This window comes from Streptomyces sp. NPDC034043 (assembly GCF_055575675.1).
In genome coordinates, this window is record NZ_JBVISF010000007.1 from 275,128 (window position 1) to 302,005 (window position 26,878).

Consider the following 26,878-nt stretch of genomic DNA (forward strand, 5'->3'; position numbering starts at 1 on the left):
GACGGGCCGCAGTGATTCGGTCATCTCTGTTCCGGGCCCCGGTCGTGCGGCCGGTCGGGGCGCGCCGGATGCCGCGGAGTGGAAGCATCTGCGGGGACCAGGGACACGACGGCAGGAGACGGCTGACATGACGGAGGCATCGGGAGCTTCGCGGCGCACATCCGGCACACCGTGCTGGGTGAGTCTGATGGTGCACGGCCTCGGGAGCACGGAGCACTTCTACGCCGACCTGTTCGGCTGGGAGTACGAGCCCGGCCCCACCCAGTTCGGCCCGTGCGTCCGGGCCTTCCTCGACGGCGAGGAGGTCGCCGGGATCGGCGAGATGCCGCCGGACCGCCATCTTCCGGTGGCGTGGACGACGTACTTCGCCACGGACGACGCCGACTGCACCGCCGAGTCCATCCGGTCCTGCGGCGGCACGGTGGCGGTGGGCCCGCTGGACGCCGGGGCCGCGGGACGGATGGCGATCTGCTCCGACCCGCTGGGCGCGATCTTCGGGATCTGGCAGACCGACGGGCTCCCCGGGACCCGGCGGGCGGGGGCGCCCGGCACCCCCGTGTGGAACGAGCTGGTCACCCAGGACACCTCGACGGTCGGCAAGTTCTACGAGCACGTCTTCGGCCACGACGCCGAGCGGCACCCGGACCTCTCGGCCGACTTCGACTACCTGACGCTGCGCCTGGGCGGCCGTCCGGTCGCCGCCGTCCACGGGGTCGGCCGCGCGCTTCCGCACGACCGGGGGCCGCACTGGATGACGTACTTCGAGGTGGCCGACCCCGACGCGGCCGCCGCCCGGGTGACCGAGCTGGGCGGCCGCGTCGTCGCACCGCCGCGGGACCGGATCACGGGCAGGCTGGCCATGGTCGCGGACCCGGAGGGGGCTGTCTTCGCCCTGGTGCGGACGGCTGCTCCCTAGGCGGTCCTGACGGGCAGCAGCTGCGGGCGCTTCGCGCCGCGGCCGTCGCCGGAGGAGGTGCCGCGCAGCCGGCGGCCCAGCCAGGGGCCGAGGAACCCGGCTACCCAGGCCGCCTCGGCGGCGACGGCCCGGGCGCCGGAGCGGGGCGGCCGGGGCGGCAGCGGCTCCTTCCAGGCCCCGCCGCTGCCGGGCAGCTCCAGGGCCTCGGCGAGGGCGGCGGCGATACGGGCGTGGCCGAGGGGGCTGGCGTGGAGCCGGTCGACGGTCCACAGGCGCGGATCGGTGGCGACGGCCGCCCGGCCGGTCTCGGCGACCACCACCCCGTGGCGGCCGGCGGCGGCGCGGATGCGGGTGTTGAGCTGGGTCACCCTGGGGCCCAGCGGCCTGGCCAGGGGTGCTATGCGCGCCACGTCCGGGAAGGTCACGGTGGCCACCCGGGCGCCGGCGGCCGTCAGCGCGGCGAACACCTCCTCCAGCTCCCCGGCCACCTCCGCGGCGTCGAAGCGCGGCCGGAGCAGGTCGTTGACCCCGGCGACGACGGTGGCGACGTCCGGCCGCAGCGCGAGGGCGGGCGCGAGCTGTTCCGCGCGGACCTGCCCGGCGAGCCGGCCCCGGACCGCGAGGTTCGCGTACAGCAGCCCGGGAGCGGCTGCCGCGAGGTGCCCGGCGAGCCGGTCGGCGAAGCCCCGCAGGCCCGTGGTGTCGTCACCGTCCCCGAGCCCCTCGGTCTGGCTGTCGCCCAGGGCGACGTAGCGCAGGTACTCAGTCCTCCGCACGGTTGATCCCCTCCCTCCGCCTGAGCACGTCCGCCGTACGCAGGCACCAGTCCCGGTGGCCCTCCTCGAAGGCCACCCCCCGCAGGCACGTCAGGTACCCGCCGATCCGCTCTCCCCGGAGCAGGTACGCGTCCTCGTCCATCCCGCCGCGCATGGTGCGCAGCAGCGTGCGCAGCAGCTCGATCTTGGCCTCGGCGGCGGTGGCCCGCTGCTCCAGCTGCTCGATGACCGGGGCGGTGCCGATGCGGTCGGCGCTCTGGACCTTCACCAGGAGGTCGTCGCGGATCGAGGAGGGCTTGGAGGGGGCCCCGGCGAACCGCTCCAGCTCGGCCCGCCCGGCGTCGGTGACGCGGAACAGCCGCTTGTTGGGCCGGGACTCCTGCACCACCTCCCGGCCCGCGACCAGCCCGTCCGCCTCCAGCCGCGCCAGTTCGGCGTAGAGCTGCTGGGGCAGGGCGTGCCAGAAGTTCGCGACGCTGATGTCGAACGCCTTCGCCAGCTGGTAGCCGCTGTACTCGCCGTCGAGCAGTGCCGCCAGTACCGCGTGCCGCAAGGCCATGGCCGGTATCCCTCTTCCCTTTCGGTGCCCCTACCGGCACCATACTCAAGAATATGACTACTCGCCTCGTTGAGTAATCACCGATCGGAGGAGGGGCCATGGAAACCGCCGAACGCTTCCGCGCCGCCGTGGAGAAGCGCGACCTCACCGCGCTGGACGACCTGTTCGCGGAGGACATCCGGTTCTACAGCCCGGTGAAGTTCAAACCGTTCGAGGGCAAGGCCGCCGTGCTGGGCCTCTTCGGCGTCCTGCTGCGCACCTTCGACGACCTGCGCTACCTGGGGCGGCTGGAGGGCTCGGCCGAGACCTGCACGGACGGCGAGGAGGCCCCGTCGGTGATCCTGCCCTTCCGGGCGCTGGTGGAGGGCAAGCAGATCCACGGCATCGACCTGCTCCAGTTCGACGACGCGGGCCGGGTGAAGGAGTTCACGGTGATGGTCCGCCCCCGCTCCGCGGTCGACACCCTGGGCCGGGCGGTCCTGGCCGGCCTGGTGGCCGACGGCCTCGCCCCGGAGGCGTGACGGCGTGTCGCCGTGGGTCCGCCGCGGCCCGGTACGAGGATGTGGCGGGCGTGCCCCGACCTGACGGAGCGCGCCCGCACGGCTACGCGACGCCCCGGGAAGCCGCCCGCGAGTACTGTGGAAGGGCTTCCGGGGGCGCACCGGCGGATGGGGTTCACCGTGTCGACATCGAGTCACGAAACGTTCGGCGCACCCTGCTGGGTCAGCCTCATGGCCCGCGACCTCGGTGCGGCGAAGGAGTTCTACAGCGCGGTCCTCGGATGGGAATTCGGGCCCGCCCACCTCGGCGAGGCCTTCACCGTCGGCTTCGCCACCGGGGTCCCGGTGGCCGGTCTCGGCGCCCTGCCCCCCACCCTCAGCATTCCCGTCGCCTGGACCCCGTACTTCGCGGTGGACGACGCGGACGTCACGGCGGCACGCATCCGGGAGCGCAGCGGAACGGTGGCCGTCGGCCCCCTGTCCTTCGGCACCGGCCGGGCGGCGCTCGCCTCCGACCGCGACGGGGCGGTCTTCGGCATCTGGCAGGGCGAGGCCATCCCCGACTGGGGTATGGGCGGCGACGCGGCGCCGGCCTGGCTGGAACTGCACACCAGGAACGCCTTCGACGCGGCCATCTTCTACGGCGAGGTCCTGGAGTGGGCCTGCGACCACGGGAACTGCTGCGAGGTCGCCTACGTCGAGGAGGACGACCGCATCCTGCTCCGCCGCGCGGGCCGGACCGTGGCCCGGCTGCACGGCGGAACGCTCGCGGAGGCCCCCGACCCGCACCTGAGGCCGCGCTGGCGCGTCCACTTCCGGGTCCCCGACCTCGACGCCGCCGTGGAGGCGGCCACCGAGCTGGGCGGCAGCACCGTCCCCGCCGGGGACTCCGCCGCCTACCCCGACGAACGCACCCTGCGGGACCGCGACGGCGCCGTGTTCAGCATCGTCGGCCCGGCCTCCCCTGGCCGCTTCTGACGGCGGAAGCCGGCCCGGGACGCGCGCCGGGCGTCACCGGGGCCGGTACTCGGCCCAGGTCTTGGGGGTCTCGGAGACCTTCACCGCCGCGAGCTCGGGGATCCGAAAGCCCACCGGCATAAGTGCTTCCACCGGCATGAGTGCTTCGCGCGTCACCGACCGGCCTCGCCGTCTCCGAGAATGGCACGGTTGAGCGGTACGCCTGCCAGGAAGCGTTCCCGCATCACCTGATCGGTGATCAGGTTAGCCTTGCGCAGGACCTCGCCGCGTGCACGGCCGAGCAGTGTCCGCGCCTCGTCCTCGGATCCGCGTGCCGCGAGGACGAGCGCCGAGTGGTAGAGGACCTCCTCCGTCCGCAGGGCGGGCATGTCCCCGACCTCGTCCAGGATGCGCAGGGCCTCCCGCGCGTGCTGCTCGGCTCCCTCCACGTCGCCCTTGCGCACCAGGATCCGGCTGCGCAGCGAGTGCGCGGCGATCTCGCTGCGCACCATGCCGCTGCGCCGCGTCTCGACACACGTGGCGACCGCCAGCCGTTCCGCGCCGTCGAGCTCCTCCCCGTACTCGCCCGCGTGGTCGAGCAGCACTTCCGCGTAGAGGTTCCGCACGATGGGGACCAGATTGGCCAGCCACGTCCGCTCGGTTTCCGCCCAGGCCTCGGTGATCAGCCGGCGGCTCTCGTCCGGGTTCTCGGAACGCTGCGAGACGATACGGGCCAGGAGCGCCGCGTTGTACGCGTGCCAGGCGCTGTCACCGCCACGGTCCGCCTCGAAATCGAGGGCTTCTCGCAGGGTCTCCTCCGCCTTCCCGTAGTCGCCGAGGCCCACGTGCACCTGAGCGAGGTAGTTGAGCGCCATGGGCAGCTCCGCCCGCAACGGCTCGTCGCGCAATCGCGCGACACACCGGGTGAGCCTCGTCAGCGCCTCGGTCAGGTGCCCGCTGTCGAAGAGGGTGATCCCGAGCTGCATCTCCCCCAGGTTGCGGGCGTGCTGCAGGACCGGCTCACCGCTGCCGCCCAGGCGCGGGTCCGAGGCGTACATGCGTTCCGCTTCCCGGAGCTGTGCCAGGCCGTCGGCCAGCCTGCGCTTGGAGACCTGGCGGCCGTACTCGACACGGGCGACGAAGAGGGCGACGGGGTCCCCGTGCTCCTCGGCCAGCTCCACGGCCGCGGCCAGCTTCACCAGTGAGGGGCCGAGTCCCTGCGTGGCGAGCAGTGTCTTGCCGCGCAGCAGCGTCGCGCGGACGGCCAGTTCCGGCTCCCCGCACCGGGCCGCCGCCTCCTCCGCCTCAGCCGCCAGACCGTCGATGTCCGGTCCGCCCGCGGGCCGGCTCTGCCCGCGCCAGCGCACCTCGGTCAGCGAGAGCAGCAGCTCGACCGCCTGTACGAAGCGCCGGTCCCGGCCCTCGGCGGCCGCGGGCAGCTCCCGGGTGGCCCTGATCACCTCTTCACAGTGCCGCTCGGCCTCGGCGAAGGACAGCCCTTCCGTGGCCGCGTCGCGCGCGAGTGCCAAATGGGCGTCGGCCGACGCCGCGAGACAGGCGGGGCCGCCCTCCCTCAGATGGCGCGCGATCTCCAGCCGCCGCTCCATCGACGTGGTCTCCGGCCCCGTCTGGCCGAGCGCCACCGCGATCCGTGCGTGCCGCGAGCGCATCTGCTCGGCGCTCTGCTGTCCGTAGACGACCTTCCACAGCGCGCGGTGCTCGAAGCGGTAGCAGTCCGCCGCTTCCCAGCGCGCCCACGCGGGAGGCGCCTCGGGGACGATCAGGCGGTGGTCGCGCGCGATCAGCCGGAGCCGCTCCATCACCACGTCGTGCGCCACACCCGTGACCGCCGCGACCGTGCCGGACAGGAACACCTCTCCTTGGGCGGCGCCGGTGGCGAGCAGGACACGGTCCTGCTCGGTCAGCGTGCGCAGCCGCTCCTCCACCACCCGCGCCAGGGTGGGCGGCAGGGCCACATGGGCCCCGTGGTCGGGGCTCCACTCGTCCAGGCAGAGCGTCACGAAGATGGCATGGCCGCCCGTCAGCTCCGCCAGCCGGTGAGAGAGGGCGGGCGGAGCCGCCGGATGCCGCTGTGCGACGAGTTCGGCGATCGCGTCCTGCGGCAGCCCCCTCATCGTCCTGCGGCGCAACAGCCCTTCGGTGGCCCAGCGGTGCAGCAGCGCCTCGACCTTGGACTCCCGGCCGTCCGCGTACGCTCCATCACTGGTGTGACCGAGCACGATGGCGAGCTGCTCCTGCGGCAGTCTGCGCATCAGCTGGTCGAGGACGAACTGGCTGCTCTCGTCGATGTGCTGGACGTCGTCGATCACGAGCGCGGTGGGCGGGCCCTGCCTGACCACCTCCAGCAGACCGTCGACGATCCTGAGCGCCGCCGCGTGCCGGAAGGGCAACAGGCTGTCGAAGGGCATCGATCCGGAGTCAAGCGAAGCCTCGGTGATCTCCCGGCCCAGCGTGAACACCGCGCCGAGCCCGGGAACGATCGCCGACAGCACCTCCGGCGCCGAGCGGACCATCCCCTGCCCGGTGGCGCCGAGCATCCTCCTGAAGACACCGCGCCGCCGGGGCTCCTGGTCCTCACCGAGCCGGAGGAGCAGATCGAGCACCGGCCCGTACATCAGGTCCGGCCCGATGCCGGGCTGACACCTGGCGGACACGATGCGGCACCTCGCGGGGCCCGGCGACACGACCGCCTCGGCCTCGAACGCCCTCAGCAGCGCGGACTTGCCTATTCCCGACACGCCGTCGAAGACGACCGCCTGACCGCCCCGGCCCTCCGTGAGCCCGGCCAGGACCGCGCGCAGTTCCTCCATGTGCTCCACGCGATCGACGAATCCGATCGGCACTACACGTCCCCCGTCCCACGGCTTTCGGCGCTGCACGGCCCACATCGGCACGCGCCGCCCACGGTAGGACATCCGCGTCCGGTCCGCCCGTGACTCTGCGAGATGCCCTCCTCCGGACAGTGAGCGTCCGCAGGCTTGAAGTCGCTGGTCGATGAGCCGTCAGCAGCCCCGGCTCCCCAGCGCCAGGTCCGCCATCTCCTGCCGGCGGACCACATCCAGCACTCCGCGACCACGTAGTCGACCTTGCCGTGCCCGCGACAGGCACTCCACCACACGTGCGGAGGGGTCCAGCGCCGGGGTTGCCTCCAGGCTCACGGAGGCGGAGGGGAGGTCTCTTTGCGGAGGGGGTCCGGGACCGGGTCGCCGGAGAGGCGGACCGTGCTGAGGATGCGCATGACCAGGTCGTCGCGGACGGCCCCCTGGACGCCCGACCGGCCGTAGAAGTCCCAGGCGACGAAGTCGCCCTTGGAGTTCTTGAAGCCGAAGGCGATCGCCCAGCCGTCCCCCGCGCACTTGTGGTCCTTCTTGGCGCCCTCGGTGCGGGCCTTCACGTAACTCCCCTTGATCCCGGCCTTGGTTGTGTACGCCACCGGCTTGTCCCACTTGACGACCTCCTTGTCCGGGGATGCGAACGCGGAGTACGCCCAGGCCGTCGCCGTCTTCTCGGCGACCTCGTCGGTGGTCTTCGCGCCGTCGGCGCCCTTGGTACCGGTGGACGCGAGCGCGATGTCGTTGACGTAGCCGTCGCCGTTGGCATCCAGACTGCACCACTTCTTCTTGAAGAAGGCGGGCGCGGTGTGCCCGATCACCGGCTTGTCGGGGTCCTTGTCGTCCGTGAAGCCGCTGAAGATCTGCGGCTCCAGGACCTCCCAGTCCGGCGGTACGTCGAAGGCGGTGCCGTGCGCCGGATTCACCACGACCTTCCAGCCCTTGACCGTCGGCTTCACGGTGCCCGGGGCGCCCGGGGACACGGAGCCGGACGGGGAACCGGAGGCGGGTGCGGAGGAAGCCGGCCCCCCGGCGCCGTCCGCCCTGTCGCCGTCCCGGAAGAGGACCGCGGCGGTCACCGCGACGGCCACCCCCGCAGCCACCGTCACCGATATCGCCACGGCGGCCTTACGCCGGGGCGCGGAACGCGGCGCCGGTCCGGGAGGCGGAGTCGGCGCGCCGGACGGGTGCTGCTGGTGCGTACCGGGCGGGGCGCCCTGCCAAGGTTGGCCGAATACGCCGGGTCCGTAGGGGCCGGTCTGGGCGCCCTGCTGTCCGGGAACCGGCTGCCGGTAAGGGTTCTGCCCCGGGTTCTGCCTGCTCTGGTCCCCATCGGGCGTCTGCTGTCCTGGCCACATGGCGCGCAACAATAGGGCGGTGGCCGCCGCTCGTCACGCTTCGGGGGCGGGGAGGGCGCGGATCCGGCCACCCTTCCCGCCGGGGTCCCGCGACCTACTTCCCGAAGGACAGCAGGGAGTGGTCCACCTTCTTCGGCTCCGGGCTGCGTACGGACCCGTTGAGCAGGAAGACGCGTCCCTCGACCCAGGCCAGCCGGACGCTGGAGATGTAGAAGGCGGATTCGGGCCCCTTGGCGTTCTTCGGGCTCTGCAGGAATATCTGGGGCCGGCCTCCGCCCGTCGGGATGGCCGCCATCGCCGCGGACAGGCCCTTGTCCGTGTCCACGTAGACGACGACCTTCCCCTCCTCGATGGCCAGCGGGAACATGACGCGGCCGTCGGGGCCCGTCGTGCGCCACTTCACCTGGCCGGTGTTGAGGTCGACCGCGATCACCTCGTCGGGCTTGTCGACGTGCAGCGGGTACTTGGCGTCGGGTGTGCCGCCCGCGATGTAGAGGGTGTCCGCGTCGGCCACCGCCGCGTTGCAGTCGTGCAGGTCGCCGCTGCCGCTGCCCCAGCCGTTGCACCGCTTGCTGACCCCGAAGGCGGCATTGGTCTGCGAGCGGACCTTGCCGTCGGCGGCGAAGGCCGTGATGTTCCAGACCTTCTCCTGCGTGTTGTAGGTGCTGACGACGAGCGGGTCAACGGACAGGATCTGGCCGAGGTTCGAGCCCTTCGCGTACTGGTGGCTCCACTTGGCAGCGCCAGTCGCCGGGTCGATCTCCTCGATCACCGACTGCCGGTCGGCCGAGCTCTGGCCGAAGCAGTCGCGTACGAGCAACAGCCTGGCGGCGCCGCCGCCGACCGTCGTGGGGACGCAGCCGCTGCTCGGCGTACCGAAGAGTTTGTGCCCGTCGGTGACCGAGAAACCGCTCACGACCGCGGCACGCGCCACCGCGACGGTGTCCCCTGAGATGGCCAGCCGCAACTCCGGAGCCTGGTCGGAGATCTTCTCCTTCGGTATCTCCACCTTCCAGCCCGCCTGGCCCGTGGCGAGGTCGACCTGCTGGAGGTGGGTGCACTGGGAGGTCGCACTGTCCTTCTCCCGGACCCCGACGACGATCTTCCCGTTCGGGGCGGGACTCTCCGGGATCCCGCACAGCGGCGTGGCGAGGGGAAGCCTCCACTTCTCCTTGCCGTCGGTCGCGGTGTAGGCGGTGACCTCCTTGTACATCGCCTTGATCACGGCGTCCCCCACGCGCCAGGGGCCGTGCTGCGAGGCACCGGAGCCGGCCAGTTCGGTCCGGTTCGAAACCAGCCAGACCCGGCCCTCGCCCGGCTGAATCCCGGCGTTGGGGTCGAAGACGAACGGGGGGCCGCCGGGACCCTGCCCGTCTCCCTGGTCCACGGACGCGGACGCGGCGGGAGCGGCGGGGGCGGCGGCGCCGTCCCCGGCATCACCGGAGCCGTCGCGCAGGAGGATGTACGAGCCGCCGCCGAGGGCTAGCAGGGCCGCGGCCAGGGCCGCCACCAGCACGCCGGTCCTGCCCCGCGGACCGCGGCGGGGCGGGCGTACGAAGTCCGCCGCCTGCACCGGCGGTTGCGCGTAGGGATTGCCCGGCGCGGGCCCCGATCCGGGCCGTGGCGTCGGGTAGGCCGAGCCGTAGCCCGGCTGAACTGCCTGTGGTTGCCGATCAGGGCCCGGCAGTTCGTCGAAGTCGCGACGGGTCATGGGATCAGTGTGGCTGGCGGGACGGCCGAACTGGGATACTTTTTTAGACTACTTCCCGTCACCGTGCCCGGTTCCGGCCCTGGTTGCCCGCCGCGTGTACCCGCCAGGTGCGGGCGGGCTGACCCAAGTCGACGGCGTCTCCCCCGCGCCCGCCGCGTTCGGGCCCGCCCTCTCAAGCGTGGTTGACCGGGAGGACGTCCGGGGAGAGGGCGCCGGCGTGGGCCGCGGCCGAGGTCATGCGCCTGCGGTGGTGACGGCGGCAGAGGACCTCGTAGCCGATCTCCTCCGCCGGGCGGTTCACGTCCCCGACCACCACCTGGGCGCCCTCGACCACCATCTCCCCGCCCACCGTCCGGGCGTTGTGCGTGGCGCGGGCGCCGCACCAGCACAGGGCCTCGACCTGGAGCTGCTCCAGGCGGTCCGCCAGCTCGATCAGGCGCTGGGAGCCGGGAAAGAGCTTCGTCCGGAAGTCCGTCGTGATGCCGAAGGCGAAGACGTCCATGCCGAGGTCGTCCACGATGCGCGCCAACTGGTCGATCTGCTCGGGCGCGAGGAACTGGGCCTCGTCCACGATCACGTAGTCCGCCTTGCCGCCCTTGGAGAGCTGGGCGACCACGTACGCGTACAGGTCCATGCCCTCCGGCGCCTCCACCGCCTCCGTCACCAGTCCCAGGCGGGAGGACAGCTTGCCCTCCCCCGCCCGGTCGTCCCGGGTGAAGATCACGCCCTGCAGACCGCGAGCGTCGCGGTTGTGGGCGATCTGGAGCGCCAGCGTGCTCTTTCCGCAGTCCATCGTTCCGGAGAAGAACACCAGCTCGGGCATGGGAAGTACGGGACCTTTCGGGTCAGCGCGGGAGAAGGACGAACAGGGTCGGTCAGGTGCGGACTTCGAGCAGCGGGACCAGCTGCTCGGCCGGGGTCATGGAGCCGTGCATGCCGGTGAGCGCCGACTCGTTGGGCTCGTTGCGGGAGGCGGTGATCGCGGCGTCGGCCTGGGCCGCGGCGATCACGTCGCCGATCCGCCCGAGGACCCGCTCGTCGCATTCGCCCGGCGTCCCGAACCAGCCCAGTTCCAGGGCCTCTTCGCGGCTCGCGACCCAGAAGCGGTCCCCGAGCACCTCGCGCCACACGGTCAGTACGTCGGCCTCCGCGCCCGGCACCGCGTAGACGTGCCGGGCCCGGCCCTCGCCGCCGAGCAGGGCCACGCCCGCGCCCAGCTCCCAGTCCTCGTCGAAGTCGATCCGGGAGTCCTCGTCGAAGGGGACGTCGACCATGCCGTGGTCCGAGGTGACGTACAGGGCGGAGCGCGGCGGCAGCTGCTCCGCGAGGCGCTGCACGAGCCGGTCGACGTACATGAGCTGGCCGCGCCAGGCGTCGGAGTCGACGCCGTGCCGGTGGCCGGCCCCGTCGAGTTCGCTGAAGTACGTGTACACGAGCGAGCGCTCGCCCTCCGCGAGCTGGATCGCCGCGAGGTCCATGCGTTCCTCGCCGGTCATCCGGCCGTGGAAGGTGCCGCCGCTGAGCGCGACCTGGGTGAGCGGGGTGGTCTGGAAGTGCGGCGCGGACACCTGCGCGGTGTGCACCCCGGCCGCGTCCGCGAGCTGGAAGACGGTCGGGTACGGCTGCCAGGCCTTGGGCGGGGTCCAGGGCTGCCAGCGGAGCTGGTTCATCAGCTGGCCGGAGGCCGGGTTGCGCACGGCGTAGCCGGGCAGGCCGTGCCGGGCGGGCGGCAGGCCGGTGCCGACGGAGGCCAGGGAGGTGGCGGTCGTCGCCGGGAAACCGGACGTGATCGGCAGGCCCGTGCCGCCGCGCGAGCTCGCGAGCAGGGAGGTGAGGAACGGGGCCTCGCCCGGGTGCGCCCTGATCTGCTCCCAGCCCATGCCGTCGACCAGGAACACGCAGTTCCGGTCGGCCGGGGCCAGCTCGGTGATCCCGGCGGTGAGGCCGGGTACGCCCTGGCCGGAGGCGAGGGTGGGCAGCAGGTCGGCGAGGGAGCCGGAGCCGTACTGCGGGACCGGGGCGCCCGCGAGGTCGAGCAGTTCCGGTTCGTCCTGCCAGTTCGAGGGCACGGAGTACGACATCAGCGGGCGGGACCGGAGGTCGCCGCCGTCGCCTCGCTGAGCGCCTGCGCGAAGACCAGCGCCTGGCGGACCGTCTCGGGGCCGTCGCCGGCCTCGCTGACGCGCAGGCTGAGGTCGTCGGCGGTGGAGTTGCCGGTGTAGCCGTGATCGGAGTCGCAGTTCGGGTCGCCGCAGGCGGCGGGCTCCAGGTCGATGCGCGAGACCGCGCCCCAGCCGATGGTCAGGACGACCTCGCGGGGCAGCTGGCCGGGCGTGTACGACTCCGGGTTGGCCACGACGCGGCTGAGCACCACGGAGGAGATGCTGGAGAGCTTGACCGACTCGGTGGAGGTGGTCGCGTACGGGGACGGCGACCCGGCGTCGGCGGCCTGCTCGTCGGTGTGGCTGACGATGAACCGGTTGCCGGTCAGGACCAGCACGGTGACGTGCCGGCGCACCTCGTTGGAGTCGAAGGTGGTCTCCTGGTGGACCAGGTACGACGAGATCGGCTCGCCGCCCACGGCGGCCTCCACCGCCTCGGCCACGAGGGCCGGGTAGTAGCCGCTGCGCTCGATGGCCGCGCGCAGCCCCTGGGTCGTCGTACCGGATTTCGCCATGAGGTCCATCCTAAGGCCCCTACGGGCTGCCCCTGCCTGCCGTGCGCTCAGTAGCTCGGCAGGGTGCGGGGCCCGAGGTCGGTCCGCGCGGGCGGGTGGGCCACGCGGACGGTGGCGCTGAGCACGGAGAGCCCCTCGGTGGCCACGACGACCGGCTCCAGCGAGACCCCGGTGACCTCGGGGTGGTCGTCCACCAGCCGGGACAGCCGCAGCAGCAGTTCCTCCAGGGCGGGGGTGTCGACGGGGTCGCTGCCGCGCCAGCCGAAGAGCAGCGGCGCGGTGCGGATGGAGCGGATCAGGGCGGCCGCGTCCCGGTCGGTGGCGGGGATCAGGCCGTGCCCGGTGTCGCCGAGCAGCTCGGAGGCGACTCCGGCGAGCCCGAAGGACAGGACGGCTCCGGCGGCGGGGTCGACGGTGGCGCGGACGACGGTGTCCACCCCGCGCGGAGCCATCGTCTGCACCACGGGCTGGAGCTCGGCCGGCTTGCCGAGGGCGTCGGTGAGCTCCTCGTACGAGCGCCTGAGCTCGGCCTCGGTGGTGAGGTCGAGGCGTACGCCGCCCAGGTCGGCGCGGTGGCGCAGGTGCGGGGCGGTGGTCTTGAGGGCGACCGGGTAGCCGAGGACCCGGGCCGCGCGGACGGCGGCGTCGGGGCTGGGGGCGGGGAGGGTGGGCAGGACCCGGATGCCGTAGCGGCCGAGCAGCTCGCGGGCGCCGTCCTCGTCCAGGGTCAGCGCGGTCCCCTCTTCGACGCCGGCCAGCAAGGTGGCGAGCCGGGCGGCGGCGCCGGCCTCGTCGATGTCCTCGTACTCGGGGACCTGCCCGGTCCGGGCGTTGTCCCGGCGCCAGCGGGCGTACCGCACGGCTTCGGCGACGGCCTTCACGGCGCGCTCGGCGGCGGGGTAGGCGGGGATGCGGCCGGCGCCTTCGAGTCCGGGTTCGTCACCGCCGGGCCCGTCGCCGGCGGCCGCGGGACCCCCGACCGCCGGCTCGCCGGCCGCGGGCACGGCGGGCGGGAACGGCGCCGCGGGGGGCTCGGCGCGGGACGTGTCGCCGGCGGCGGACAGGGCTTCGACGAGGTCGCCGAGTTCCACGTGCACGACGGCCACGGGCTTGCCCGGGACCTCGGCGACGGCCTGCCGCAGTGCCCGCGCGAGGTCGTCGGCCAGCTCGCGGTCGCTCACGGACGGGATGGCGGTGACGACGACGGCGTCGCAGTCCTCGGAGGCGAGGGCGGCGCACAGGGCCGTACGGAAGTCGGCGGGACCGGCGGCGGTCGTCAGGTCCAGCGGGGGCAGCGGGCGCAGCCCCTCGGTCAGACAGGCGTCGTAGGTGAGCACGCCGAGGGACTCGGAGTTGCCGAGGATCGCCACCCTGGGTCCGGCCGGCAGGGGCTGGCCGGCCAGCAGCAGGCCGACGTCGACCAGCTCGGTGACGGTGTCGACGCGGATGACGCCGGCCTGGCGGAGCAGCTCGGAGACGGTGGCCTCGGGGAGCCGGGTGCCGGGGACGACGTGTCCGGCGGGGGTGTGGCGGCCGCCGCGGGCGACGACCACCGGCTTGGCGGCGGCCGTGCGGCGGGCGAGGCGGGTGAACTTGCGGGGGTTGCCGAGGGTCTCCAGGTACATGAGGGCCACGTCGGTGGCCTCGTCCTCGTACCAGTACTGGAGGATGTCGTTACCGGAGACGTCGGCCCGGTTCCCGGCCGACACGAAGGACGACAGTCCCTCTCCGCGCCGCAGCAGGGCCGACAGCAGGGCGATGCCGATGGCTCCGGACTGGGTGAACAGGCCGATCCTGCCGCGCGCGCCGGCGGGGACCGGGGCGAGCGAGGCGTTCAGCTCCACCTCCGGGGCCGTGTTGATCACCCCGAAGGCGTTGGGCCCGATGAGGCGCATCCCGTACGAGCGGACCTGCCGCACCAGTTCTCGCTGGCGGGCGAGTCCGGCCGGGCCGCTCTCGCCGTACCCGGCGGACAGGACCACCAGCCCCTGCACCCCGTGCTCCCCGCAGGCGGCGACGGCGTCGGGGACGCGTGCGGCGGGGACGGCGATCACGGCGAGGTCGACGGGGGCTCCGATGTCGGCGAGGCCGCGGTAGGCGCGTACGCCTTCCAGGAGGTCCCCCTCCATACCGGGGGCGCGGGCTTCGTTGACGGCGTAGAGGTGTCCGCGGAAGCCGCCGTCGCGCAGGTTGCGCAGGGCGGTGGCGCCCACGCCCGCGCCGGAGCGGCTGACTCCGATCACCGCGACGGAGCCGGGGGCGAGGAGCCGCTGCACGGAGCGGGCCTCGGCGCGCTGTTCGCGGGCGCGCTGGACGGCGAGGGACTCGGCGGTGGGTTCGAGGTCGAGGGTGAGGTGGACGGAGCCGTCCTCGAAGCTGCGCTTCTGCTGGTAGCCGACGTCCGTGAACACCTTGATCATTTTGGTGTTGGCGGGGAGCACCTCGGCCGCGAACCGGCGGATGCCCCGCTCCCGGGCCACCGCGCCGATGTGCTCCAGGAGGGCGGAGGCGACCCCGCGGCCCTGGTGGGCGTCCTGGACGAGGAAGGCGACCTCGGCCTCGTCCGCGGGGGCGGAGGCGGGCCGTCCGTCGGGGCCGATGCGGTCGAAGCGGACGGTGCCGATGAACTCCCCGCCGATGGTCGCGGCCAGGCCGACCCGGTCCACGTAGTCGTGGTGCGTGAAGCGGCGGACGTCGCGGTCCGAGAGGCGGGGGTAGGGGGCGAAGAAGCGGTAGTACTTCGACTCGTCCGAGACCTGCTCGTAGAAGCTGACCAGGCGGCCCGCGTCCTCGGTGGTGATGGGGCGGATCCGGGCGGTGCCGCCGTCGCGCAGCACGACGTCCGCTTCCCAGTGGGCCGGGTACGAGGGGTCCGACGCGGTGGTCATGGGGTCACCTTAAGGGGCGGCCCGGGCTGGTGTACGGGTGCGGTGGGCGGGCCGTTTGGCGAGGGCGCGGCGAATGCGGCAGACCGGGGCGAACCAGTGCAAGCTGGGGAGGGTCGAACGGCGGTGGATCCGGGCCGAAGGGCGGGCCCGAGCATTCCGGACGGCGTGAGAGACTGGTCTAGACAACCGCAAGAACCTGAAGGGCATCACCATGGCAGAGCGCCGCGTCAACGTCGGTTGGGCCGAGGGCCTGCACGCTCGTCCCGCCTCGATCTTCGTCCGGGCGACGACCGCCTCCGGCGTCCCGGTGACCATCGCGAAGGCGGGCGGCGACCCCGTCAACGCCGCGTCGATGCTGGCGGTCCTGGGCCTGGGCGCCCAGGGCGGCGAGGAGATCGTCCTGGCTTCCGACGCCGAGGGCGCTGACGTCGCGCTCGACCGCCTCGCGAAGCTGGTCGCCGAGGGTCTCGAGGAGCTCCCCGAGACCGTCTGACCCCTTCGGGTCCGGTACGCCGGAAGCCGCGGTCCCCACCCACCACCCCGGGGACCGCGGCTTCCGCGCTTTCCGGCGCCGCCCGGACGACGGGCGACGGGCGACGGGCGGACGGAAGAGCGGGACGGCGGAAGAGCAGGGGCCCTTTCTGCACCTCCGGTAAATTCCGAATTCCGCGCAGGGGAACCGGAGCAGGGCACGGTAATGCCGGACGGGAAATCGAGGGAAACCCGGCCCGCTCGGATATTCCTCCGTTGTATACGAGACGTGTTAATGCGGAGCGCTCGCCGTGTTTACGGCAGGTTGCGGATTCCTCACCCTCGGCCGGTGCGCCTCGGCCGCCCGCTGCGCGTGCAGCGCGGTCAGGGCCCTGGCCCGCTCCGCGTCCCCGCGCGCGACCGCGTCCACGATCGCGCCGTGCTCCGCCCAGCACTCCACGGGCTGCGCGGGGGCCTGCACCACGTACATCCAGGCAATCTTGTGCCGGGTCTGCGTCAGCAGGGCGATCAGCCCCGGGCTGGCCGAGGCCTGGGCCAGCGTCTCGTGGAACCAGCTCCCCAGGGCGCGCAGGTCCTCCCCCTGGGCCCGTCCGGCCCTCTCCCGGCCCAGCCTGACCAGCCCCCGCAGCACCTTCAGGTGGCCGTCGGTGCGCCGGCGGGCGGCCCGGGAGGCGGCGAGCGGCTCCAGCAGCATCCGCAGCTCCAGCAGGTCGGCGGCCTCCTGCTCGGTCGGCTCGGCCACACAGGCTCCGGCGTGCCTCCGGGTGACGACGAAGCCCTCGGACTCCAGGGTCCGCAGCGCCTCGCGGACCGGGACGCGCGAGACCCCGTAGCGGCGGGCGAGCACCTCCTCGGTCAGCCGGCCGCCCGGCCCGAAGAATCCGGAGACGATATCGTCGCGAATCGCTGTGCACACCGCGTGCGCCGGAATACGCAAGGCCGGACCTCCGCTGGGTTTCGGTTCGGTTTATCGTGGCCGTGCTGCGACTCTATTGCAACACGCGATATTTTCCGAGGAAAGTACGGAAATCCGGAACGAAGAAGGCCCCGGCTCTGGGAGCCGGGGCCTTCTTCGTTGAAGCGTGAAACGTGAAACGTGACGCGTACTGAGGGTCAGATGCCGACGCCGCGGTTGCGCAGGTACGTCAGCGGGTTGATGTCCGAGCCGTACGAGGCGCCCGTGCGGGCCTCGAAGTGCAGGTGCGCGCCGCTGGAGTTGCCGGTGTTGCCCGACAGGCCGATGACCGTTCCGGCGCCGACCTGCTCGCCGACGGAGACGTTCAGCGAGGACATGTGCCCGTACTGGGTGTAGGTGCCGTCGTTGTGGCGGATGACGACGTTGTTGCCGTACGCGCCACCCCAGCCGGCCTCGACGACGGTGCCCGCGCCAACGGCGTGCACGGAGGTGCCCTGGCCGACGGCGAAGTCGATGCCCGTGTGGCTGCCGGAGGACCACATGCCGCCGCCCGCGCCGTACTGGGTGGTGACGGAGGCGCTGACCGGGGCCACGAAGGCGTTGGAGCGCTTGCGCTCCTCCTCCTTGGCCTTGGCCTCGGCGGCCTCACGCTCGGCCTTGGCCTTGGCCTCGGCGGCCTCGGCGGCACGCTTGGCCTCGGCGGCCCGCTGCTTCGCCTCGGCCTCGGCCTGCGCCTGGGCGGCGACGGCCTCGGCGGCACGCTGCTGGGACTCGGCCTGGACCTCGATGTCGTCCTGGAGACCGTCGGCGACGACGATCGAGTTCTGACCGGTGTCCTCCATGGACGGAGCGCCGCTGTTGTCCGCCGCGAAGGCCGGAGCGGCCAGGGTGCCGACCACGCCCGTGGTGGCGAGGGCGGCGATGCCGGCGTAGCCGGCGGTCTTGCGGCTCAGACGGCTGGAACCACGGTGCTTACCAGAACCGGCGGCACGACTGCCAAACGCCATGAAGGGGGTGATCCTTTCCTTCCCTCTCGCCTACCGGGTTAGCTGACGGGTTCGGAGCAGGAAGGTCTCCTACGGGCCTCCTCTTGCGAGGGGGTCCGATTCACCCCAGGGACGCATGTGGGTCCCCGGCTCCCCAGGCTCGCGCCTGACGGGGACTCGGCGATCGCTGTCCGGTGCCGCGGGTGCGGCGGGTACGAACTGACGAACAGCACGGCCGACGCTAGGCGGATCGTCAGTCAATCGCCAAACAGACGAGCGCTTTTGTTGCGTACGCCACACCGCATACACGCAGCCACTCCACCAAACGGACAAAGGGGGCTTCGGCGGATGTTCCGCCGAAGCCCCCTGGAAACGGGGCCGGTTGCCGGCCCGTCTCAGACGGTGCGCCGCTCAGTTGGAGACGACGGTGACCTCGCCGATCCCGAGGGCCAGGACGGGCTCCTCGATCTGCGCGGCGTCGCCCACCAGGATGGTGACCAGACGGTCCACCGGGAAGGCGCTCACCACGGCCGAAGTGGCTTCCGCCGTACCGGTTTCGGCCAGCCGCGCGTACAGCCGCGCCTGGTAGTCGTCCGGCAGCTCCTGCTCCACCTGGTCGGCGAGCGTGCCGGCGACCGAAGCGGCCGTCTCGAACTTCAGCGGGGCCACGCCCACCAGGTTCTGCACCGCCACGTCCCGCTCGGCGTCGGTCAGTCCGCCCTCCGCGAGGGTGCGCAGCACCTTCCAGAGGTCCTCCAGCGCGGGACCCGTGTTGGGGGTGTCCACCGAACCGCTGATGGCGAGCATCGAGGCGCCCTTGCCGTCGGCGGTCGAACGCAGGACCTGCCCGAAGGCCCGCACGCCGTACGTGTAGCCCTTCTCCTCGCGCAGCACCTTGTCCAGGCGGGAGGTGAGGGTGCCGCCGAGGCAGTAGGTGCCGAGCACCTGCGGGGCCCAGACGATGTCGTGCCGGTCCGGGCCGATCCGGCCGATCAGCAACTGCGTCTGGACGGCACCCGGCCGGTCCACGATGACCACGCGGCCCCGGTCGTCGGCCGTCACCGGCGGGACGGGGCGGGGCGCGGCCGTGTCGCCCGTCCACGTACCCAGGGTGTCCGCCAGCAGGGCGTCCAGGTCGATGCCGGTCAGGTCGCCGACCACCACCGCGGTGGTGGTGGAGGGGCGTACGTGCGCCTCGTAGAAGGCGCGTACGGCCCCGGCGTCGATCCGCGCGACCGTCTCCTCGGTGCCCTGGCGCGGGCGGGACATGCGCAGCGTCGCGGGGAACAGCTCCTTGGAGAGCTCCTTGGCGGCGCGGCGCTGCGGGTTGGCCAGCTCGTGCGGGATCTCGTCGAGCCGGTTGCGCACCAGTCGGTCGACCTCGCTGTCGGCGAAGGCGGGCGCGCTCAGGGCCTCGGCGAGCAGCGCGAGCGCCTTGGGCAGCCGGGAGGCCGGGACCTCCAGGGAGACCCGCAGGCCGGGGTGGTCGGCGTGGGCGTCGAGCGTGGCGCCGCAGCGCTCCAGCTCGGCGGCGAACTCCTCGGCGGAGTGCTTGTCTGTGCCCTCCGACAGGGCGCGGGCCATGATGGTGGCCACCCCGTCGAGACCCTCGGGCTCGGCGTCCAGTGGGGCCGCGAGGTTGACCTCGACCGCCACCACCTGCTGGCCGGGGCGGTGGCAGCGCAGCAGGGTCAGGCCGTTGGGGAGCGTGGAACGCTCGGGGGCCGGGAAGGCCCACGGCTTCGCCTCGCCGGCCTGCGGCCGCGGGTGGAAGGTCATCGTGACGGCTGCGGTGTCGCTCACTGCTCCGCCCCCTCGTTCTCGTCGTGCTGCTCGGTCTCGTGGGCCTCGGCGCCGGCCAGCGGCTCGTAGACCAGTACCGCGCGGTTGTCGGGGCGCAGCCGGGCCGCGGCCACGGCCTGCACCTCCTCGGCGGTGACGTCCAGCACCCGCTGGACGGCGGTCAGGGCCAGCTGCGGGTCGCCGAACAGCACCGCGAAGCGGCACAGTTCGTCGGCCCGTCCGGCCACCGTGCTCAGCCGGTCCAGCCACTCGCGCTCCAGCTGCGCCTGCGCCCGCTCCATCTCCTCGGCCGTCGGGCCCTCGGCGGCGAACCGCGCGAGCTCCTCGTCCACGGCCGCCTCGATGGCGGGCACCTCGACGCCGCTGGAGGTCTTGACGTCCAGCCAGCCCAGCGAGGGCGCGCCGGCCAGGCGCAGCATGCCGAAGCCGGCCGCGACGGCCGTCTGGTCGCGGCGTACCAGGCGGTTGTGCAGGCGGGAGGACTCGCCGCCGCCCAGCACGGTCAGTGCCACGTCGGCGGCGTCGCACTCGCGGGTGCCGTCGTGCGGCAGGCGGTAGGCGGCCATCAGCGCGCGCGCCGGGACCTCCTCGACGATCTCCTCGCGCAGCTGCCCGCCCATGATCTCGGGGAGCGTGCCGTCGCGCGGCGGCTGCTTGCCGTCGTGCGCCGGGATGGTGCCGAAGTACTTCTCGATCCAGGCGAGGGTCCGCTCGGGGTCGATGTCGCCCACGACCGACAGCACGGCGTTGTTGGGCGCGTAGTACGTACGGAAGAAGTCGCGCGCGTCCTCCAGGGAGGCGGCGTCCAGGTCGGCCATCGAGCCGATCGGGGTGTGGTGGTACGGGTGGCCCTCCGGGTAGGCGAGGGCGGTCAGCTTCTCGAACGCGGTGCCGTACGGAACGTTGTCGTAGCGCTGGCGGCGCTCGTTCTTGACGACGTCGCGCTGGTTCTCCATGGACTCCTCGTCCAGGGCGGCCAGCAGCGAGCCCATGCGGTCCGCCTCCAGCCACAGGGCGAGTTCCAGCTGGTGCGCCGGCATCGTCTCGAAGTAATTGGTGCGCTCGAAGCTGGTGGTGCCGTTCAGGGAGCCGCCGGCGCCCTGGACGAGCTCGAAGTGGCCGTTGCCCGGTACGCTCGCCGAACCCTGGAACATCAGGTGCTCGAAGAGGTGAGCCAGACCGGTCCGCCCCTTGACTTCATGGCGCGAGCCGACGTCGTACCAGAGGCAGACGGCGGCGACCGGAGTGAGGTGGTCCTCGGACAGCACCACGCGCAGGCCGTTGGCCAGCCGGTGCTCGGTCGCTGTCAGGCTGCCGGAGCCGGCCTGAGCTGTGGCCGTGTGACCCATGGGCATGTGGTCCCTTCGATCGCGATGCAGAGATTTCTGTCAGACCTGCCACTGTATGCAAGCGCACCGACGGCCGGAGAAGTTCCCGGGTCACTCCCCCGACTCCGTAAGGGGGGACCCCCGGGGTCGGAGTCCGCGTTGTCGGTGCGTCGGGCCACAATGGTCCGCGTCAACCCCGCCAGATCCACCCAGTACACCCGAACCTTGGTTAAGGAGCCGCGCAGCGATGGCCCGCCGCAGCACGAAGACCCCGCCGCCGGAGGACTTCGAGGAGAGGATCCTCGACATCGACGTCGTCGATGAGATGCAGGGCTCCTTCCTTGAGTACGCCTACTCCGTGATCTACTCCCGCGCCCTGCCGGACGCGCGGGACGGGATGAAGCCGGTGCACCGGCGCATCGTCTACCAGATGAACGAGATGGGCCTGCGGCCCGACCGGGGGTACGTGAAGTGCGCCCGCGTCGTCGGCGAGGTGATGGGCAAGCTGCACCCGCACGGCGACGCGTCGATCTACGACGCCCTCGTGCGCATGGCCCAGCCCTTCTCGATGCGGCTGCCGCTGGTCGACGGCCACGGCAACTTCGGCTCGCTCGGAAACGACGACCCGCCGGCCGCGATGCGTTACACCGAGTGCCGGATGGCCGACGCCACGTCGCTGATGACGGAGTCGATCGACGAGGACACGGTCGACTTCACCGCCAACTATGACGGTCAGGAGCGCGAGCCCGTCGCGCTGCCCGCCGCCTACCCGAACCTGCTGGTCAACGGCGCGTCCGGGATCGCGGTCGGCATGGCCACGAACATGCCCCCGCACAATCTGGGCGAGGTCATCGCGGCCGCCCGCCACCTGATCCGCCACCCGCAGGCGGACCTGGAGGCGCTCATGCGCTTCGTGCCGGGCCCGGACCTGCCCACGGGCGGCCGGATCGTGGGACTGTCCGGGATCAAGGACGCGTACGAGAACGGCCGCGGCACGTTCAAGATCCGCGCGACGGTGGCCGTGGAGAACGTGACGGCGCGCCGCAAGGGCCTGGTCGTCACCGAACTGCCCTTCAGCGTGGGCCCCGAGAAGGTCATCGCGAAGATCAAGGACCTGGTCGGCTCGAAGAAGCTCCAGGGGATCGCCGACGTCAAGGACCTCACGGACCGCTCGCACGGCCTGCGCCTGGTCATCGAGATCAAGAACGGCTTCCACCCGGAGGCGGTGCTGGAGCAGCTCTACAAGCTGACGCCGATGGAGGAGTCCTTCGGCATCAACAACGTGGCGCTGGTGGACGGCCAGCCGCTGACGCTCGGCCTCAAGGAGCTGCTCGAGGTCTACCTCGACCACCGCTTCGAGGTCGTCCGGCGGCGCAGCGAGTTCCGCCGCACCAAGCGCCGCGACCGCCTGCACCTGGTCGAGGGCCTGCTGGTCGCGCTCATCGACATCGACGAGGTCATCCGGCTCATCCGGGACAGCGAGAACTCGGCGCAGGCCAAGGCCCGGCTGATGGAGCGGTTCTCGCTCAGCGAGATCCAGACCCAGTACATCCTGGACACCCCGCTGCGCCGGCTCACCAAGTTCGACCGGATCGAGCTGGAGTCCGAGCGCGACCGGCTGACCGGCGAGATCGACGAGCTGACCGGGATCCTGGAGTCCGACAGCGAGCTGCGCAAGCTGGTCTCCAGCGAACTGGCAGCGGTGGCGAAGAAGTTCGGCACCGAGCGCCGTACGGTCCTGCTGGAGTCGGCGGCCACGGCGGTCGGCACGGTTCCGCTGGAGGTCGCGGACGACCCGTGCCGGGTGCTGCTGTCCTCGACGGGCCTGCTGGCGCGCACCGTGACGGGCGAGCCGCTTCCCGAGCAGGAGGGCGGGCCCCGGGCCAAGCACGACGTGATCGTGTCGCAGGTCGCGGCGACCGCCCGGGCCGAGGTGGGCGTGGTCACCTCGTACGGGCGGCTGCTGCGGCTCTCGGTGATCGACCTGCCGCAGCTGCCGGACACGCACGCCGCGCCGAACCTGGCGGGCGGCGCCCCGGTCGCGGAGTTCCTCTCCGGGCTGGAGGCCGACGAGACGGTGGTCTGCCTGCTCTCGCTCGACGAGTCCTCGCAGGGCCTGGCCCTGGGCACCGAACAGGGCGTGGTCAAGCGGGTCGTGCCCGACTACCCGGCGAACAAGGACGAGCTGGAGGTGATCACCCTCAAGGAGGGCGACCGCGTCGTCGGCGCGGTCGAGCTGCGCACGGGTGAGGAGGACCTGGTCTTCATCACCGACGACGCCCAGCTGCTGCGCTACCCGGCGGGCCAGGTGCGCCCCCAGGGCCGCCCGGCGGGCGGTATGGCGGGCATCAAGCTCTCGGAGAACGCCAAGGTGATCCACTTCTCGGCGGTGGACCCGGCCCGGGACGCCCTGGTGTTCACCGTGGCGGGCTCGCACGGCACGCTGGACGACTCGGTGCGCTCCGGCAAGGTGACCCCCTTCGACCAGTACCCGCGCAAGGGCCGGGCCACCGGCGGCGTGCGCTGCCAGCGGTTCCTGAAGGGCGAGGACACGCTGACGCTGGCCTGGGCGGGCAACGCCCCGGTCCGGGCGGCCTCGAAGAACGGCTCCCCGGCCGCCCTGCCGGCCCCGGACCCGCGACGCGACGGCTCGGGGACGGCGCTTCCGGCCGACGTCGGGTCGCTGGCGGGGGCCGCGCTGTAGCCGTGTGACAGGGGCGGGCGGAGCGGGTGGACGTCGGCGTTCGCCGGGCCGCCCGCCCCTCCCGCCCACTACTGTTTTCCCGGTACACGCGGGTGGGGGGAGAGCAGAGCCGATGAGTCGTCGGTCCAGCGGGATGATCGGGGTCTGGGCCGAGGCCCAGCGACAGCAGCAGCAGACGCAGCTGATCCAGATGCGCGAGGCGGAGCGCCGGCAGCGGGCGTACGAGCGTGAGGCGGCCCGGGACCGGCGCGAGCAGCAGGCCGCCTACCGGCAGCACCGCGAGGCCGAGGCGCGGCGTCGTACCGAGCAGTTGGACGCGCGGGTGGAGGTGCTGCGGGGGCTGCTGGCCTCGGGCTGCCGGGCACCGGCGTTCCGGATGGCCTCCCTGGTGCGGGCCGAGCAGCTCCAGCCCTTCGACCCCGGTGCCCTCGCGCACCCCGTGCCCATGCCGCAGCTGGCGCAGTTCCAGCAGCAGGGCGGCGGCTGGACCCTCGGCTCGCGCGGCCGGGCCCAGGCGGAGCGGGAGGCCCACGACCGGTACACGCGGGCCTGGCAGGCCGCGCACGCCGCCGAACAGGACCGCCTGCGCCGGCTGGCGGCGTACCGGGAGCAGTACGACCGGTGGGCGGCGGAGCAGCTCGACGGTATCCGCCGGCACAACGACGGCCTCACCGATCTGGCCGGCGCCCTGCGCGCGGGAGAGCCCGACGCGGTGGTGGAGTACTTCTCCGCGGCCCTGTACGCCTCGACCGCCTGGCCCGGCGAGCTGCCCCGCCAGGTGTCGGCGGCGTACGACCCCGCGGCGCGCCAGCTCGTACTGGACTGGGAGCTGCCCCGGTACGAGGTGGTGCCGGAGGTGAAGTCCGTGCGGTACGTGCCGAGCACGGACCAGGACAGGGAGACGGCCCGTCCGGCCACGCAGCGCCGGGCGCTGTACCGGGACGTGCTCGCCCAGTGCCTGCTGCTGGTACCGCGCGAGCTGTACGCGGCGGACGAGTTCGGCGCCCTGGACTCGGTGGTGGTCAACGGCTTCGTGGACGACCACGATCCGGTGACGGGCCGGGAGGCCCAGATCGTACTGGCGGCCGTGCAGGCGGCGCGTACGGCCTTCTCCGGGCTGCGGCTGGAGCAGGTGAGCGCGGTGGACTGCCTGACCGAGGGGCTGCGGGGGCAGCTGTCGGCGCGGCCGGACCAGCTGACGGCCGTCCGGGCGGGCCGCCGGCCGGACGAGGTCGGCGGGGGCGTCGTCAGCCACGGCGGGCACACCGGGGGCGGCGAGGAGGAACCCGACCTCTTCCAGATGGACCCGATCGCCTTCGAGAACCTGGTCGCCGAACTCTTCCGGGCGATGGGCATGGAGGCGGTGACCACACAGCGGTCCGGCGACGGCGGTGTGGACGTCGAGGCGCTGGACCCGGCCCCGATCCGGGGCGGGCGGATCGTGGTGCAGGTCAAGCGCTACCGCAACACCGTGCCGCCGACGGCGGTACGGGACCTGTACGGCACGGTCCAGGACGCGGGGGCGAACAAGGGGGTGCTGGTCACCACCTCGTCCTTCGGACCCGGGTCGTACACCTTTGCCAACGGCAAGCCGCTGGAGTTGGTTCCCGGCGCGGACCTGGTGGAGCTGCTGCACCGGTACGGCCTGCGGGGGCGCCTCGGCGGCGGCTCCGTCCCGGCGCAGCGGAGCGCCGGTTCCTCGCCGGAGGCCGGCGCCGGAGGCCCGGCCGCCACGCCCACCGCGGCCGGGCCGGCCGCCGGGGCCGAGCTGCCTCCCGTCCCCGCCGACCGCAACCTGCTGGGCATGACCTGGTCGGGCGGCGTGGCACTGGACGTGTGCGCGCTGGTCTGCGAGGGCGGCCGGGTGCTGAGCGAGGACCACTTCGTCTTCTTCAACAACCCCGGGACCCCGGACGGTTCGGTGCGCTCGCGCCCGCACTCCGCCCCGGACAAGGCGGCCGTCGAGGTCGGCTTCGACGCCCTCCCGCCGCGCGCCGACCGACTGGTCCTGGTCGCCGCGGTCGACCCCCAGGTGAATCCGGACGCCGACCTGGCCGGCTTCACCGACGCCCGGATCCGGCTGCTGGACGCGACGGGTGCGGAGATCGACCGGCTGGAGGTCTCCGACGGCCGGGCGGGCGAGACGGCCCTGGTGCTGGGCTCCTTCCGGCGCCGCCCCAACGGCGACTGGAAGTTCGTCATCGGCGGCAAGGGCTACCGGGGCGGCCTCGCGGACCTGCTGCGGGAGTACGGCGTCGAGGTGGCCTGAGCGCCGGGCCTGAGGCCTGGGCTCACGGCTCCTGTGCGAAGTCCGGCGCGAGCGGGCCCTCGGAGCCGAGCGTATCCTCCGGCCCATGGGCGTCCTCCGGCGCGAAGGGGTCCGAGGGCTCGGCCGGCGCCGGCCGGGGGACGTAGCGCAGGACCGCCCACATGCTCTCGGGGCGGACCTCGTGCGGGGCCGGTTCGCGGCAGGCCTCCAGCTCGCGCAGCAGGCCCGGCCCGTCGATGCCGGCGCCGATCAGGACGAGCTGCGTGCGGCGCGGTTCCCCCCGTCCCCAGGGGCCGGGGCCGAACCGCAGGAAGCGGCCGACCGCGTGGACCTCGTACCGTTCCTCGTGGCCGGGCACGCCGAACCAGACGAACCCCTTGATCCGGTAGAGGCCGGCCGGGCGCCGGTCGAGGAAGTCGATGAGCCGGCGCGGGGAGAGGGCCTGGTCGGAGGTGAACTCGACGCCCTCGTAGCGGGCGTGCGCGTGCCCGGCGTGGGCGCCCCCGTCGTGGTCCTGGGCCGCCTCCGCGATCAGGTCCTCGAAGGAGAGCTGCCCGCGCGTCTCGGCCCAGGGGCGGCGGTCGAACAGCATCTCCGGGTCGATGCGCCCGTGGTCGGCGCCGACCACGGGCGTCCCCGGGGCGCAGAGCGCGGCGAGTTCCCCCTCGATCCGGGAACGTTCGGCGGGGTCCACCCGGTCGGTCTTGTTGAGCACCACCAGGTCGGCGACGGCGAGGTGACGATCGGTCTCGGGGTGCGCGGCCCGGGTCCGGTCGAACTCCGCCGCGTCGACGACCTGCACCAGACCGCCGTAGCGGATCGCCGGGTTCTCGTTGGCGATCAGCATCCGGATCATCTCCTGGGGCTCGGCGAGCCCGCTGGCCTCGATGACGATCACGTCGATCCGGTGGACGGGCGCGGCGAGCTTGTCCAGGTACGCGTCCAGTTCGCTGCCGTCGACCGCACAGCACAGGCAGCCGCCGCCGAGGGAGACCATCGAGTCGCCGACCTGTCCGGCCACCGACATCGCGTCGATCTCGATCGAGCCGAAGTCGTTGACGACGACGCCGATCCGGGTGCCGCCCCGGTTGGCGAGGAGGTGGTTGAGGACGGTGGTCTTGCCGGAACCGAGGAATCCGGCGAGGACCACGACGGGAATGGGCTGGACGCTGTTCATCCGGACGAT

At 72.9% G+C, this 26,878-nt stretch carries 21 protein-coding genes and 1 riboswitch; of the genes, 6 read left to right on the forward strand and 15 right to left on the reverse strand.

What is annotated here, in order from left to right:
- Positions 1–127: 127 nt before the first annotated feature.
- On the forward strand, positions 128–916 hold the full coding sequence (locus ACZ51S_RS19600) for a VOC family protein (protein WP_468802819.1): 789 nt from the start codon (positions 128–130) through the stop codon (positions 914–916).
- On the opposite strand, the gene ACZ51S_RS19605 is transcribed toward ACZ51S_RS19600, so the two are convergent.
- Together ACZ51S_RS19605 and ACZ51S_RS19610 are read right to left on the reverse strand one after the other, a co-directional pair.
- Positions 913–1,692, reverse strand: a complete 780-nt coding sequence (locus ACZ51S_RS19605) for an SGNH/GDSL hydrolase family protein (protein WP_468475287.1) — start codon at positions 1,690–1,692, stop codon at positions 913–915. The genes ACZ51S_RS19600 and ACZ51S_RS19605 overlap by 4 nt on opposite strands.
- A complete protein-coding gene (locus tag ACZ51S_RS19610; protein WP_468802821.1) occupies positions 1,679–2,251 on the reverse strand; it encodes a PadR family transcriptional regulator in 573 nt (190 codons plus the stop codon). Before ACZ51S_RS19610 ends, ACZ51S_RS19605 begins: the two co-directional genes overlap by 14 nt.
- 98 nt (positions 2,252–2,349) lie before the next feature.
- On the opposite strand from ACZ51S_RS19610, the gene ACZ51S_RS19615 reads away from it, so the two are divergent.
- Entirely contained in the window at positions 2,350–2,772 is a 423-nt protein-coding gene (locus ACZ51S_RS19615) for a nuclear transport factor 2 family protein (protein ID WP_468475285.1), read from the forward strand.
- A 210-nt stretch (positions 2,773–2,982) separates the two neighbouring features.
- On the forward strand, positions 2,983–3,729 hold the full coding sequence (locus tag ACZ51S_RS19620; protein WP_388938659.1) for a VOC family protein: 747 nt from the start codon (positions 2,983–2,985) through the stop codon (positions 3,727–3,729).
- A 33-nt stretch (positions 3,730–3,762) separates the two neighbouring features.
- Here the strand turns inward: ACZ51S_RS19620 and ACZ51S_RS19625 are convergent, their stop codons facing one another.
- The 8 genes from ACZ51S_RS19625 to ACZ51S_RS19660 form a co-directional block, all read right to left on the reverse strand.
- The gene (locus ACZ51S_RS19625) at positions 3,763–3,885 is read right to left on the reverse strand and encodes a hypothetical protein (RefSeq protein WP_468961561.1); all 123 of its coding nucleotides are present in this window, start codon (positions 3,883–3,885) and stop codon (positions 3,763–3,765) included.
- Positions 3,882–6,572 (reverse strand): AAA family ATPase, encoded by a 2,691-nt coding sequence (locus tag ACZ51S_RS19630; RefSeq protein WP_468885710.1) that lies wholly within the window; start codon positions 6,570–6,572, stop codon positions 3,882–3,884. Before ACZ51S_RS19630 ends, ACZ51S_RS19625 begins: the two co-directional genes overlap by 4 nt.
- A gap of 311 nt (positions 6,573–6,883) precedes the next feature.
- Positions 6,884–7,669, reverse strand: coding sequence for a DUF8017 domain-containing protein (locus ACZ51S_RS19635; protein ID WP_468802824.1), 786 nt, complete (start codon positions 7,667–7,669; stop codon positions 6,884–6,886).
- A gap of 343 nt (positions 7,670–8,012) precedes the next feature.
- Positions 8,013–9,629, reverse strand: coding sequence for an outer membrane protein assembly factor BamB family protein (locus ACZ51S_RS19640; RefSeq protein WP_468961563.1), 1,617 nt, complete (start codon positions 9,627–9,629; stop codon positions 8,013–8,015).
- Positions 9,630–9,801: 172 nt separating this feature from the next.
- Positions 9,802–10,452, reverse strand: a complete 651-nt coding sequence (locus tag ACZ51S_RS19645) for a thymidine kinase (protein ID WP_468475281.1) — start codon at positions 10,450–10,452, stop codon at positions 9,802–9,804.
- 52 nt (positions 10,453–10,504) lie between these two features.
- Positions 10,505–11,710: an alkaline phosphatase family protein gene (locus ACZ51S_RS19650; RefSeq protein ID WP_468802826.1), complete on the reverse strand. Its 1,206-nt coding sequence runs from the start codon at positions 11,708–11,710 to the stop codon at positions 10,505–10,507.
- Positions 11,710–12,306: a DUF5998 family protein gene (locus tag ACZ51S_RS19655; protein ID WP_388938311.1), complete on the reverse strand. Its 597-nt coding sequence runs from the start codon at positions 12,304–12,306 to the stop codon at positions 11,710–11,712. Before ACZ51S_RS19655 ends, ACZ51S_RS19650 begins: the two co-directional genes overlap by 1 nt.
- A gap of 47 nt (positions 12,307–12,353) precedes the next feature.
- Positions 12,354–15,194 (reverse strand): bifunctional acetate--CoA ligase family protein/GNAT family N-acetyltransferase, encoded by a 2,841-nt coding sequence (locus ACZ51S_RS19660; protein ID WP_468961566.1) that lies wholly within the window; start codon positions 15,192–15,194, stop codon positions 12,354–12,356.
- Positions 15,195–15,405: 211 nt separating this feature from the next.
- Here ACZ51S_RS19660 and ACZ51S_RS19665 point away from each other — a divergent pair, with 211 nt between their 5' ends.
- Positions 15,406–15,687, forward strand: coding sequence for an HPr family phosphocarrier protein (locus ACZ51S_RS19665; RefSeq protein WP_361598842.1), 282 nt, complete (start codon positions 15,406–15,408; stop codon positions 15,685–15,687).
- Between the two features lie 270 nt (positions 15,688–15,957).
- Here the strand turns inward: ACZ51S_RS19665 and ACZ51S_RS19670 are convergent, their stop codons facing one another.
- From ACZ51S_RS19670 to ACZ51S_RS19685, 4 genes are all read right to left on the reverse strand, one after another.
- The gene (locus tag ACZ51S_RS19670; RefSeq protein ID WP_468475278.1) at positions 15,958–16,623 is read right to left on the reverse strand and encodes a GntR family transcriptional regulator; all 666 of its coding nucleotides are present in this window, start codon (positions 16,621–16,623) and stop codon (positions 15,958–15,960) included.
- A 176-nt stretch (positions 16,624–16,799) separates the two neighbouring features.
- The gene (locus ACZ51S_RS19675) at positions 16,800–17,609 is read right to left on the reverse strand and encodes a M23 family metallopeptidase (protein WP_468475277.1); all 810 of its coding nucleotides are present in this window, start codon (positions 17,607–17,609) and stop codon (positions 16,800–16,802) included.
- 12 nt (positions 17,610–17,621) lie between these two features.
- Positions 17,622–17,781, reverse strand: a riboswitch (cyclic di-AMP (ydaO/yuaA leader).
- Positions 17,782–17,999: 218 nt separating this feature from the next.
- On the reverse strand, positions 18,000–19,367 hold the full coding sequence (locus tag ACZ51S_RS19680; RefSeq protein ID WP_388938657.1) for a M16 family metallopeptidase: 1,368 nt from the start codon (positions 19,365–19,367) through the stop codon (positions 18,000–18,002).
- A 20-nt stretch (positions 19,368–19,387) separates the two neighbouring features.
- Positions 19,388–20,740, reverse strand: coding sequence for a M16 family metallopeptidase (locus tag ACZ51S_RS19685; RefSeq protein ID WP_468475276.1), 1,353 nt, complete (start codon positions 20,738–20,740; stop codon positions 19,388–19,390).
- Between the two features lie 226 nt (positions 20,741–20,966).
- Between ACZ51S_RS19685 and ACZ51S_RS19690 the strand changes: the two genes are divergently transcribed.
- Entirely contained in the window at positions 20,967–23,423 is a 2,457-nt protein-coding gene (locus ACZ51S_RS19690; RefSeq protein ID WP_468475275.1) for a DNA gyrase/topoisomerase IV subunit A, read from the forward strand.
- A gap of 112 nt (positions 23,424–23,535) precedes the next feature.
- Positions 23,536–25,692 (forward strand): restriction endonuclease, encoded by a 2,157-nt coding sequence (locus tag ACZ51S_RS19695; protein ID WP_468475274.1) that lies wholly within the window; start codon positions 23,536–23,538, stop codon positions 25,690–25,692.
- 22 nt (positions 25,693–25,714) lie between these two features.
- Here the strand turns inward: ACZ51S_RS19695 and ACZ51S_RS19700 are convergent, their stop codons facing one another.
- Entirely contained in the window at positions 25,715–26,869 is a 1,155-nt protein-coding gene (locus tag ACZ51S_RS19700) for a CobW family GTP-binding protein (protein ID WP_468802828.1), read from the reverse strand.
- Positions 26,870–26,878: the final 9 nt, after the last annotated feature.